Source organism: Bacillus sp. J14TS2 (assembly GCF_018333015.1).
GTDB lineage: Bacteria > Bacillota > Bacilli > Bacillales > Bacillaceae_C > Lederbergia.
Window position 1 is genome coordinate 16,727 of record NZ_BORE01000005.1, and the last position, 13,976, is coordinate 30,702.

Annotated in this window: 7 protein-coding genes; all 7 read right to left on the bottom strand. The window is 36.4% G+C overall.

The features are described 5' to 3' along the window. Positions 1-6 precede the first annotated feature (6 nt). Positions 7-3,873 (bottom strand): PA14 domain-containing protein, encoded by a 3,867-nt coding sequence (locus tag KI375_RS09145; protein ID WP_212973208.1) that lies wholly within the window; start codon positions 3,871-3,873, stop codon positions 7-9. A 182-nt stretch (positions 3,874-4,055) separates the two neighbouring features. Continuing rightward, positions 4,056-5,102, bottom strand: coding sequence for a galactofuranose ABC transporter, permease protein YjfF (yjfF, locus tag KI375_RS09150; protein ID WP_212973209.1), 1,047 nt, complete (start codon positions 5,100-5,102; stop codon positions 4,056-4,058). After that, entirely contained in the window at positions 5,099-6,103 is a 1,005-nt protein-coding gene (locus KI375_RS09155; RefSeq protein WP_212973210.1) for an ABC transporter permease, read from the bottom strand. The genes yjfF and KI375_RS09155 overlap by 4 nt, the downstream gene beginning before the upstream one ends. Further along, positions 6,084-7,613, bottom strand: a complete 1,530-nt coding sequence (locus KI375_RS09160; RefSeq protein ID WP_212973211.1) for a sugar ABC transporter ATP-binding protein — start codon at positions 7,611-7,613, stop codon at positions 6,084-6,086. The genes KI375_RS09155 and KI375_RS09160 overlap by 20 nt, the downstream gene beginning before the upstream one ends. A 1,222-nt stretch (positions 7,614-8,835) precedes the next feature. Continuing rightward, entirely contained in the window at positions 8,836-10,725 is a 1,890-nt protein-coding gene (locus KI375_RS09165) for a substrate-binding domain-containing protein (RefSeq protein ID WP_212973212.1), read from the bottom strand. Continuing rightward, complete coding sequence (locus KI375_RS09170) at positions 10,722-11,918, bottom strand: response regulator transcription factor (RefSeq protein ID WP_212973213.1); 1,197 nt, start codon at positions 11,916-11,918, stop codon at positions 10,722-10,724. Before KI375_RS09170 ends, KI375_RS09165 begins: the two co-directional genes overlap by 4 nt. 28 nt (positions 11,919-11,946) lie before the next feature. Next, on the bottom strand, positions 11,947-13,707 hold the full coding sequence (locus KI375_RS09175) for a sensor histidine kinase (RefSeq protein ID WP_212973214.1): 1,761 nt from the start codon (positions 13,705-13,707) through the stop codon (positions 11,947-11,949). Positions 13,708-13,976 lie beyond the last annotated feature (269 nt).

Genomic DNA, 13,976 nt, shown 5'->3' on the forward strand with positions numbered 1-13,976 from the left:
CTTACTTTACGCATCTTTCCATTTTTGAATAAGCAAATCGGCATCTGCCTTCAGCATTTCGTATAATTCCTGAGAAATCGAGTTATCTCCTAACTGATAATCAAGTAATTTATTGAAATTCTTCATATGCTTAATGATTTTAGTAGCTTCTGCCTTTTTCTCGTATTGACCAACAGCTGTTAAGTGAACCTCTAATGCTCGATACGTCTCAGGTGTTAACTCTTCCTCATGTTCAGAAAGCACTTTCAAAATATCCGAAATGGTAATCGGTTCATTTCCACCATTTACAAGTTCAAGTCCATCGATGGCTAATTGTAAGTCAGTAAGAGCAATTTCTAATTCTTCCTCTGTCTCGATGGTCTTTAACGCTGCTTCCGCCACCTCGATAGCTGATTGTAATGAAGCAAAAGATTCTTCTGTATATTTTCCATCTTCGTTCGAAATTGCTTTGGCCTTGTCGATCAGTGCCTGTAATTGTGATAAATCAGTTATGGATTGAATTGTAAAATAATCAAAATCAGCATTTATATCCCCTGCATTTGTCGAAGTACCATAAAATCCAACTTGGATGTTTTCTAGTGTGACAGTTAAGGGATCTGCAGCTTGAATCCATACATTACCATCCCAATAATAAGAAGTTATCTGATTACCAATCTTCTTCAGTTTCAAGTACATCGTATCTGTTTTAGGGTGTGACACCATATTTGACGCTTTACTATATTTTCCTTTTTCTTCTTTTGCAGTTTCAATACTGTAACCACTTGGTGCGACTGTTGTGTCCCAAACATGACCTAACCTAACATAATTGTCTTCATCTTCCCAAATGTATAGACCAGCCTGTTGGTGATTATTACGAATAGGCGCGTTCACCTTAGTTGTAATTTCAAAATCACCTTGAGGAGCATCCCTAAGAAATAGATTTACTAGGTTATTGGTTTCTTGATACGAATCACCCTTAGATGTTTTAATGCGTAGTTTCCCTGGAACATCTGTCAGGCTCCATTTCTTATCATTTTCTCTAAAAATAGACCAGTCATCTGCAAGATTCTCATTATCAAAATGATCTACCACGGCACCAACAGTAATTGGTGGATTTACCTGATCACTGAAAGCATCCATCGCCTTTTCTAATGCTGTTACCATTTCTCGTAATTCTCCATCTGTTACAGAACTGTCATCAGCAATTACTTGTGCATCAGTAATTACTTTTTTCAGATCATCTATAACATTTTGCCTATATTGTCCCGGCTCTGAACCAATCTTCGCACTATCTAAAAGCTGTTGGGCTTCCGCGATCATTTCTAATAAGTCATTAACATCCACAATACCGATTAATTCTCTATGCGCTTTACGGAGTTTATCGAAATCAGCCTTTTCAAGTTTTCTGTCATAACTTAATAAACCATTAATTTCTATTTCTACATCCGTAAGCTGTGTATACACAGCCGCACTTAAACCTGGTTCTTCTTTAAACTTTTTAATTCCATCAATTAAGCCAAGATAACGGTTAGTTAGCTGTTCCTTACTATTTTGCATTTCATAATTAAAGACATTTGCACTCCACTCATGGCCTGGAACATGGAGTCCTAGTCCCCCATACTCGCCTAAAACCGCGATACGATCCTCTGTTGGTGTTGGCGAAGCTGGGCCAACATATGCATGAAAGTCAATAACATCCCCAACCGGGTAATCATCCCAACCACTTGCATTCGAAATTAAACGTGTGGGATCTAGCTCTTTTACCCAATTCGTCAATCTTTCTGTATCATATTGTCCCCATGCCTCATTAAATACAGTCCAAAGAATTAAGGATGGAGAGTTATAGTGCTCGTTGATAATTTCCTCAAATTCATGCTCAAATTGATCAGCATTTGCTTTTGTTGGTGAGTTGTTAAATTGCATTGGCATATCCTGCCATACAAGTATCCCCAATTTATCTGTCCAATAATGGAATCGCTGTGGCTCTACTTTTGCATGTTTACGAATCATATTAAAACCAATATTCTTTGCCTGTTCGATATCAAACTTCAAGGCTTCATCTGTTGGTGCTGTATAAAGACCCTCTGGCCAATAGCCTTGATCAAGTGGTCCCATTTGGAATATAAACTCTCCATTCAATAATGGACGAAGTTTTCCATCTACCATCCCGGTTTTAATTTCTCTCATTCCAAAATAACTGGTAACATTATCAACAACCGAATCATCTTTCATTAAGCGAACTTCTAAGTCATATAGGAAAGGATCAGTGGTCGACCATAAATGGGGATCTTTTACTGGGACTTGGAGTTCTTCCCCAACATTACCGCTCACTCTCCCTACTTCTTCTCCCTCTTTATAGGCAATGGCTTCAACAGTCTCATTTGTATTTCCTTGTGCTTCTGTAATTAAGCTTAAGTATTCCCCGTTAATTTCCGGTGTCATTTTCAAATTATTGATATGCGCATTTGCTACAGGTTCAAGCCAGACAGTTTGCCAAATACCTGATACAGATGTGTACCAGATTCCTTCTGGTCTTAATCTTTGTTTTCCAAGCGCTTGATTTGTATCAGTTTTATCAATAACTTCAACGATAATCTCATTCTCACCATCTACTAGATGCTTCGTTATATTAAAACTGAACGCATCATAGCCGCCCTTATGTTTCCCGACCTCAGTTCCATTCACATAAACAAAAGTTTCATAATCAACAGCACCAAAATGTAATAATACGTCGTCCCCAGACCATGTCTCTGGAATAGTGAATTGTCGCTTATACCACATATGGTCCTCATGTCGCTCTATTCCAGAAAGTTTTGATTCAACAGCAAATGGTACTAGAATTTCTTCTGCTAATGTTTTTCCTGTTGGCAAAGAGTCTTCCTCTAATGCTGCTTCAAATTCCCAAGTGCCATTTAAATTTAACCATTGCTCACGAACCAACTGCGGTCTTGGGTATTCTGGAAGTACATGATCTTTATCTACCTTTTCTGCCCAAGGTGAAGAAATTAAATAGGTTGAATGGTTGTCAGCAAATACTTTAAATGATTCTATTTCTGTATTCTTCTTCGTCGTAATTTTTCCTTTTCCATCATAAGTTAGCAGAAGAGTAGGATTATCCTTACTAGTGATTGGATAGTCCAGTGTAAGAATAATACTTGATTGATCTCCCTTCTTTAATTCAGCTGAGATTATCTTGCTATTTCCTATTTTGGAAAAGTGATTAGAAATATTATCCGGCAACTCGTTTAGATCTTCTTCAAAATTCAACTCTACGCTTTTACCATCCTCATTAATAACGGCGCTGGATGGACCCGTTAGCTCGTATCCTTTCGGCAGGAATAAACGCTTATGCGGAACAACTTCTTTTACTTGGGAAGGACTCTCCCAATTCAGTCTCAAATATGCGCCACCAACGTCTTCGAAATATTCAATTTTTATATCATACAATTCTCCAGCATTCAGTGCAATTGGATCACTGATTTGTTCATTGTCCCAATCATTTACCCAATGATCGATCACAAGTTCATCATCTATCCATAACCTAAATCCATTATCTCCAATCATTGAGAAGCTGTATTCTTCTGTAAATTCAGGTTGTATCTGTCCTGTCCATCTCACAGTCACATGATCATCTTGGCCAGTTAACTGTTTTAGAATTGGGTTTAAATCTCGGAATTCAATGTTTGGTGTGATAATTGTTGCTGTTTTCTTTCCAAAGTCGAAGCTTCCTGGTTGTGAACTTGTGTAGAATTCACCCTTCAAACCATTTATTAGTTGGTTCTCTGTATCACTTTCAGTGTCTGCCTTTACTTCTAAAGAAAGGTTTCCCAGCAAAAAAAAGAGGGCTAGCATCAGAATAATACTAAAGTTTCTTCCCCATCTACTTATTCCCAATATTTCTCCTCCTTCAAGTACTTATTCTCCATGTAGCTTTCCTATTAATCTAGTGATCACCCATCCATATACCACCCCCTTTAAAATAATTACTTTAAAAAGTCAGATTAGAAATATCAGAAAGGAACTTGTAGAAAAATGTGGTAGAAACTCATGATAGAATGATCTAATTGTGGAAAAACTTATGCATTCATTTCACTCTCTTGAATATCTGTTGTATCTTTTCGTAACTCGGGACTGTTTTTAGTTCCGATAGATGATCTTCTACGTCTATTCATGACTACGAGACGTTGTAACAAAATAAAGATTAAAAGGAGGAATCCTACAGCTATTTTTGTCCACCAAGAGCTAAGTGTGCCTTGGAACATAATAATTGTTTGAATGATTCCCATGCTTAGTGCCCCAAGTGTTGGACCGATAAGATAGCCGAAACCGCCTGTTAACAGTATGCCTCCAATTACACATGCCGCAATGGCATCCATTTCCATGCCCATTAAATGCAATCCATATCCAGATAACATATATAAGGTGAACACAAAACCGCCTAATGCTGAACAAAAGCCTGAGAATACATACACGAGAATTGTTGTTCTTTGAACAGGTAATCCCATTAACTTAGCTGAACTAACATTCCCCCCGACTGCATATACATTCCGACCAAACTTTGTATGTTTTGCTATAAAAATGGCACAGATCACTACAATAATGGCGATAACCGCCCCAATTGATAAATAACCGTCACCGATAATCGGTATTTTCGCACGAGATAAATTACTAAATACTGCATTAGTAATGACGATACTATCAGTACTAATTAAAAAACTTGCCCCTCTTGCTAAGAACATTCCTGCTAATGTGACAATCCAAGGATGTATGTCATAATGACTAATTAAAAACCCTTGAAAGGCACCGAATAGAATACCGATAAGTAACATTAAAAAAATGACTGCATATGCATTTAGCCCTTGCTCAAGTAAAGCCGCTGATACCATACTAATAAATGCAACAAATGCACCAACCGACAAATCAATTCCACCTGCTATAATGACAAAAGCCATTCCTGTAGCAACAATAATTAAATAAGCATTATCAATAAATAAATTTAAAAACACTTGAGTACTGAAGAAACCGGTAAATGAGAGGGAACCATATCCATATAGCATCACAATTAGCAGGATAGTCGCCATTATAAATAGATAATTTTCTTTTATTGTGAATTTGAATTTCATGAGTAAGACACCTTCTTTTTACCAAACTTTGTAAACATGTTTCTAAATTCTGTGGATTGGAAAAGGCAGACAATAATGACAACAACTGCTTTCACGACCATTACAATTTGTGGATTGATCCCAATTGAATAAATAGTTGTAGACAGCGTTTGTATAAATAGCGCCCCAACAATCGTTCCACCTAAAAAGTATCTTCCGCCACGCATCGATGTGCCGCCAATGACTACTGCTAAGATGGCATCCAACTCGATCCACAAACCGGCGTTATTTGCATCTGCACTGCTAACATTCGCACTAACAATGATCCCAGCAATCGCTGCGCATAATCCGCAAAGTGTATAAACAAGCAAAATGATCCTTTTAGGTTGAATTCCAGCAAATTTACTTGCTACCATGTTATTGCCAATGGATTCTAGAAAAAGCCCCATTGCTGTTCTCTTTTTAAGAAACATCATAATAAGAAAAATGACTACACCTATATAAATAGAAAAAGGCAGCCCCCACAGGAACCCGGTCCCAATATACGAATAGATTTCATTGTTGATTGTTAAAATCTGTCCACCTGTAATTAACTGGGCGATCCCCCTGCCAACAACAAGTAGAATCAAGGTCGCTATCATTGGTTGAATCTCAAATACAGAAACGAGAATACCATTCCATAAACCGCACACTAAACCTATAAAAAGAGCTGCTCCTATTGCCAACCAAACAGAATGATTCTCTAATAGTGCCGCTGCCAATGCGCCCGAAATTGCCAATACAGATCCTACTGAAATATCGATTCCTTCTTTTGCAATTACAAGAGTCATCCCGATAGAAATAATCATTAATGGCATAACACGATTTAATATGTCTATAAGACTACCGAAAAGATGGCCATTTTTTATTTGAATGGTGAAAAATCTTGGCTCAATGATAAGGTTTAATAAAAGGAGTAATAATAATGCTGCAAGTGGCCAAAATATTTTTGTATGTGTAAATTTATGCAAGGCTTGCTTCATTACTATCAACTCCTTTTGCGATCATTTCCATGATTTTTGATTCTGACATCTCACTACCTTGTAATTCACCAATTATATTTCGATCACGCAGGACAATCACTCGATCACAACAAGCAATTGTTTCTTCTAATTCCGCAGATATGAAAAGTATGGTTATTCCTTCCCTAGCCAGTTTTAATATTAAATTTCTTATCTCCTGCTTAGAACCTACATCAATTCCTCTAGTTGGCTCGTCAAGGATCAATAGCTTAGGGTCAGTTGCCAGCCACCTTGCAAGAATAACTTTTTGCTGATTTCCTCCACTAAGATTATCAATACGCTCTTCCATACTCGGTGTCTTAATTCGCAGTAATTCAATATATTTCTGGGCAATCTCTTTTTGTTCTTTCAATGGTATATGCCTGAGTAATCCCCTCTTCGTTTGCAAACCAAGAATGATATTTTCACGAATGGTTAAATCATTTATGATTCCCTCTACTTTACGATCTTCAGGGCAGAAGCTCATACCTTTCTCAACAGCGAGCTTTGGGTTCATTGAACGGATCTGTTCATTTTCCAAATAAAGAACACCGCGATCTGCCTTCTCAATCCCGACAATCATTTTAGCCATTTCTGTTCTGCCCGAACCCAATAAACCAGCTAGACCCAATACTTCTCCTTTTTTAAGTTCTAAATCAAAGGGATTTAACGTACCTTTTCTTGCTAAACCTTTTCCACGTAAGAATATTTCATTGCTAACTTGCGTTTTAGTCTTTTTTACTTGGTTAGAATCCTCTCCCCATTCTCTACCAATCATTTTGGACACAAGTTCTTTCCGTGGAAGTTTTCTTGTTTCATATTCACCAATATAAAGTCCATTTCTCAAAACGGTAATTCGGTCAGATATTTCATATATTTGATCGAGGAAGTGACTAACGAATACGATTCCCAACCCTTCATTTTTTAAATTTCTCATGACTCTAAATAATTGTTCCACCTCGTTTTTATCTAAACTTGATGTCGGTTCATCTAAAATCAATACACCACTGGATATATCTACTGCTCTTGCAATAGCTACCATTTGTCGAATAGCAGTGGAGTATGAAGATAAGATTTTTGTCACATCAATATTAATATTTAAACGTTCCCACAAAATTCGTTGGGATCTTTTATTTATTTCCTTCCAATCAATTCTTCCTTTTTTCATGGGCTCTCTGCCGATAAAAATATTTTCAGCAACTGATAAATTCTCGCATAAGTTTACCTCTTGATAAACCGTACTGATCCCTATATTCTGTGCATCTTGTGGTGAACTAAGGTCAATTTTATTCCCTTTTAAATAAAAAGAACCTTCATCCTCTTTATGAACACCAGTTAAAACTTTAATGAAGGTTGATTTTCCAGCACCATTCTCCCCCATCAATGAGTGAATCTCACCAGCCCGCAAATGAAAATTTACATTTGATAAAGCTTGAACACCTGGAAAATACTTTGAGATCCCTTCAGCTCTTAACAAATAGTCAGAACTCATTCTAGACACCTTCTTTTTTCTGAGTTAGAATTACATATTTATGTCGGATTGGTTCTATTTTAAGATTCTGAACTAATAATGTATTTAGAAAAAAAGGTGCTTTTTTAACATATTCTGTTTAATCCCATTATTAAGTATTTAACGTAGACTCTCGGAATTTCAAGGTGTAAATCCGCCGAATGAACAAAAGCTTACAATGTATTTTTAAAAAAATGTTTTTGTAAACATCGTCTACCAAGATCGTGCGTGGTTGATTTCCGCTACAATTGCTCGCTTTCCGCGGGGCGGGCGCTGAGCCTCCTCGGTGTTGCCTGTGGGGTCTCACCTGTCCTGCCGATTCCGCAGGAGTCTCGCACTTTCGCTCCAATCAACCTTTACTAGGTTTTGTTTTTCTAAGCAACAATCCCTTTGGATCCATTAAAAAAAGTAAGCCATTGAAGAGAAAATATGACCTTCTAGGAATCTCAGTTTCTCGTCTTGATTTGCATACCAAGGATTGATGTGCTGACACTCATGATTCCAAATATCCTGACGTACCACATCATGTTAATCACCTCAATCACAGTTCGTAAAAAAATAACTCCTTTCACCGACGGTTATTGTGGTTTTTTCAAAAAAGCCAAGTGTTTTCGACAAATATGGGAACAAAATTCCAGTGTGTATAAGATCTTAAGAATCAAAAGGGAAGATCGTTTAGGATATGGTATTGTCAGACGGCCTTCCGTAAGCAAAAGAATATCTTAGTTGATTGGAGTGGAAGGTGGCGATTAGCATGATAGGTGAGATCCCGCAGGAGCGTTCTATAGATCAAAGGCTAAATACGCGCCATCCTGGCGCGACGCCTTTGTGACCTACATCCTGTAGGCCGCGCTATAAGGGAACACAGGCAAAATTCGCGCCGTCCCGGCGCAATGCCTGTATATGACCTGCATCCTGCAGGCCTCCGGAAAGCGTCCACCTGGAACGGAAATCACCAGTGACTAGCAGACTCGCCATTTGTAGATGATGATCTCGTTCAATATAGAATGGAAGTTCTACAAAAAAAAGGGAAATATCCCCTAAAAATTCAGGAGAAGAATTAAAAAAATAGTACAAGAAAACCTTGTACCATCTAACTTGGTGAATTCCGAGAGTCTATTAACGTATATAGGAGGAAAAGATATTAAAGACAAGAAAAAGGCATGCAAAAGTCATATAGGGATTTGACTTTTGCATGCCGACTTTAATAGTGCCTTTTTTTCATTTCCTTTTTTGCCTCTTCTTGCGTAAATGTTTCTTCAGAAGTAATAATTTTCATGGGTATTTCTTTTCCAGCATGTAATTCTTTAGCGGCTTGCATAATTTGCGGGCCTAATAAAGGGTTACATTCAACTGTATAGTTTAATTTCCCCGTACTTAGCGCATTAAATGCCTTTTTTGTAGCATCGATGGAAATAATTTTCATGTCTATCTCTGGTTTTAATCCATAATCCTCTATTGCCTCTATCGCTCCAATTGCCATATCATCATTATGTGCGTAAACAATATCAATTTTATTTCCATAAGAGTCCAACGCTTGTTCCATTAATTCTCTTCCTCTACTTAACGTAAAGTCACCTGATAGGTTGTCGATAATTTGATAATTAGGATAATCTGACAGAACCTCTTCAAATCCTTGCTTTCTACCTACTGCAGGAGCTGAATTTTTTGTTCCTTCTAATTCAATTATATTTACAGCCTTTAGGCCTGTTTTATCCATTTCATTTATTAGCCAACGACCAGCACGCCTCCCTTCTTCCACAAAATCCGAGCCAATAAAAGATGTCCATAGCGTACTATCATTAACATCAATTTCCCGATCGGAAAGAATAACCGGTATACCAGCATCTTTTGCTTCTTGTAATACCTTTTCCCACCCATTTTCTACTTTTGGAGAAAATGCTATAACATCTACTTCTTGATTAATAAATTCCCGGATGATTGCTATCTGTTTTTGTTGATCATTATCTGCATTCTTAAATATAAGGTTCACACCTAATTGTTCTGCTGAACTAATAACTGAAGCTGTATTTTCATTTCTCCAAGCACTTTCACTTCCAACTTGGGCAAAGCCTAATGTTAGTTCCTTTTCTCTTCCATCTTTATCGCTTATACTACTGCTCTCATTTAAGTACTGATCTATATTGTCCTTTTCTGATACTTTATGATTTCTCAAAATGACTTTTTTTGGTATTTCTGACTTCTTCTCTAAAATATCGATTGCATACTGAAATGCTTGTTTTCCACCTGTTGGTGTGATAAATGTAGTATCAATAATTCCTTCATTTACAAGTTGCAGCCCTCCCTTAGGATTCGTAACCCCATCACTCCCTATTATATTTATTCCATCAAGTCCAAGTGATTGCAGTGCTCGGTATGAGCCAAATGCCATTGCATCATTATGTGCATAAATAAGATCTGGTCTTTGATTAATTCGCTTTAGCAAACTGGTTAGTTCGTCCTCTGCCTGATCCCTTTGCCAGTTAGCTGCAACGGAATTAATTATCTCTATGTTTCCGCTTTCAGATATTTTCTCTCTAAAACCTCTGCTTCGTTCCTCTGCCTTTAGAGCACTTGCCATACCTTTGACTTCTATTACCCTACCACCCTCAACTCCTAATAGTTCAATAGCGGCTTCAGCAGCCATTTCACCTATAAAATGATGATCTGAGCCAATGTACAAAGTATAATTATACCCTTCAACCCCGCGCCCAAGTACAATAACCGGTATTTCCTCATATATTGCTGATATTATTGGTGTAAGTGCTGATGAATCTTCAACCGATACAATTAATAGATCAATCCCATATTTATTTAATGTGTTAATATCCTCAATTTGTTGCTTTGTACTTTGCGCTGCATCTGCATAAATCACACGAATATCATCATGCTTTGCTTCTTCGGCACGAAGCTCTTCATTCATCAATATTTGCCATGGCTCGTGCAAGTTTGGTTGAGACACACCAATGACAAAATCAATTAAAGGCTCCGTGTCTGTATTTGCATTTTTGACTAGAGCTTGATATAAAATAATGGCTAATATAAGGAGCATAATTAGCAGAATAACTGCCCGATAGTAATACAACTTATTCAATGCTTTTTTACTCCATTCCGGAATTCTGTTGGTGATATACCGACTACTTTTTTAAATGCATTACAAAAGTAGTGTTGACTACTATAGCCTACTAGTTCAGCTATTTCATAGATTTTTAAATAGGGGTCTTTTATAAGCTTTAAAGCTTTATTGATCCTTACATTAGTCAAATAATGAACAAACGAAACACCCAGATCACTCTTTATTTGTTTGCTTAAGTAAGTAGGGTTTACCTGAACTTGATAGGCAACCCGCTTTAAGGATACTGATTGTTCAGCATAATTTTGATCAATGTAATTTTTAGCAAGTATCACAATAGGTGTTAAGCTCTGACTTGATTTCATGTCTTTTATTAACTTCTTATATGCAGAAGGAATATCTAAAGAGGATTCTAATACAGTCTCATTACAAGCAACGACTTTACCAATAACTCTTTCTAAATGCTTAATAATATCCCTATTTAACTTTAATAAAGTTTCAGTTTCAATATTCTGAATCAATAAAACGATATGTCCGCCTTGATCTTCAAATATCTCTACATTTGAATAATCTAAAAGAATATCATCAATTATATTTTTCACTGCAAAGTTTAACAATAATTCGCTCCAATTTTGTTCCGATCCGCTAATATTAATATCTTTTATCACTTCAAATATAGATATGCCTATACTCTTTCGAAGATTTATATCCAATAATTGTGCTTGGATCTTAACCTCTTCTTCTGTATATTGACCTAAGCACCAATTAAGCAAAAATTGTTCTTTTAATATTTGTTTATTTCCCTTGAACTGTAAGTATAAATTTGAATTTCTTTCTTTTTTTTGTAATAAATCAACTGCAGTTTTAACGGTAGTCTCTAACTCTTCCTTTCTTACAGGTTTTAAGAGAAAATCTAACGCAGCCATTTTTATAGCTTGCTGTGCATAACTAAATTCATTGTAACCAGTAATGACAATGAATATAATATGAGGGAGCTCGTGCCTTAACCTTTTCATTAATTCGATTCCATTTAAAAATGGCATATTTATATCGATAAACATAATATCTGGTCTTAACTCTATAGCCATTTCTAGAGCGATTTCGCCATCTTCCGCCTCGCCCACAATATCTATCGAATATTCTTTCCAGTTAAGCGAATTCTTTAATCCCCTTCTAATAATTGTTTCATCTTCTGCAATGAGTAATTTCCACATTCATACCCCTCCTCGTATTCAATATGCTTTACATACGTCTAATGGGAAGTACCACCTGGATCTTTGTTCCATGCTCATACTCACTAAAAACTTCTATTCCATATCTCTCATCATAGGATAGTTTTATTCTCTCATTGACATTATGAAGACCGTAACCCTTTCTATCTGTTGTTTCTAACTTTTTAAGCGAATCGTTTAACTGCTTTACCGTTTCTTCTTTTATTCCTTTGCCCGTGTCAATCACACATAGGATAAGATTTTCCTCCTGTTGAGTTACAGTAATTGTTATCTTTCCTTTCCCCCTTTTATTGCGGATACCATGATATATTGAATTTTCTACTAGTGGCTGTAAAATTAATTTAAGAACCTGATAGTCTTTAACTTCTTCATTCGCTTCAATATCATATTCTAATTTAGATTCATACCTGGTCATTTGAATAGTCAAGTAGCTTCTAACATGCTCTAATTCCTCTCTAATACTAATAAATTCCTTCCCTTTATTGAGCCCAATCCGAAATAGAGTTGTTAAAGAGTTGACCAACTCTGCAATTTTGGGAGCCTTATATTCATATGCCATCCATTGGATTGTATCGAGTGTGTTATAAAGAAAATGCGGTTGAATTTGAGCTTGTAAAACTTTTAACTCCTCCTCCCTTTTACTTTTTTCTTTAACGTATAGTAATTGGATTAAGCGATCTATTTCTTGAACCATTTTGTTATAGCTGTTACCAAGTTGCCCAACCTCATCATTATATTTTGAGTTAAAACGGACATCAAAACGGCCTTCTTCTACATTTCCCATTAATGTTCTAAGCTTATTAAGCGGTTTGGTAATCATATTTGCAAAAAACACAGATACAAGCGAAGCTATAGCAAGCGTTATGATAGCGATTACAATTGTGAAGTGTTGAACCTCTGTTACAACTTTTGTCGTTTCATTTAATGAAAACACCCCAACAACTTTCCAACCTATATCTGGGATAGTATTATAAATAATTTGATACTTATCATCATTAATATTTTTCTCAATGGGTGGTGAATTTTCTGCATGTAGTAAACTTGGATGTATGCGATATACAATGGAGTTTACTGGTGCATAAACAACCTCCCCCTCTTTATCCGTTATAAATATGAAGCCGCTGTTTCCAATTTTTATCGATTCAATAACGTTTTTTATAAAATCCAATTTTAAATCCATTAAGATAACACCTGTTACTTGATTTGTTTCAGGGTTCTTTACGGCCTTTACTAATGATAAAACATAATTCATTTGATAATTCACTTTATTTTTTATATTTCTGCCAATTGGATTACTAATAAGTTGAATATCTTCGGGGGATTGTATTGCTTTTTTGTACCATGATTCCTCTGTAAGTGGATCCCTAGAAACACGTACTATTTCATTGCTTGCAAGCTTATCATACTGATTAACAAGTAATATCCCCGCAATTTCGGGATGCTTTTGCTTGTAAATACTAATTTTATCCTTGATAATGCTTGCGCTTTTCTCAGAAGGTGTTGATCGTTCCATAAATTGTGCTACTTCTTTTTCATTAGTTATATAATCCATAATATTATCGTTTTCCTGAATTAACATTTCAATATTGTTCCATACTTGATCAATCATCTGCACTGTATGCAGGTTAGCCTCTTCTTCCAAAGATTCTTTATACGTTTTCCCCCCAATTATACTTAATGTAGAAACACACAAAATAATGATAATAAAGAAGTAAAACAGAAGTTTAAAACGAATACTTTTATTATTGAAGTAATTTCGTAATCTAGTCACATTGATTTTTTTCTCCCCTTTAATTAACAGTGAGTTTGCATATTTTCCACAATAAACCAATTATACAAGCTATTTAAACAGAACAAAAGCGCAAGCGCCTTGAACTAGGAAGAAAGGCTAAATTCGCGCCGTCCTGGCGCAACACCTTTCTGACCAACATCCTGTTGGCCTCCGACAAGCAAATGTTCCTGAACCTAGGAAGGGGCTTTTTCCCTTCATAGGTTCAGGGTTATTTGACCTCGAGCCGATGGCGCCTGGAGCTAGACAGC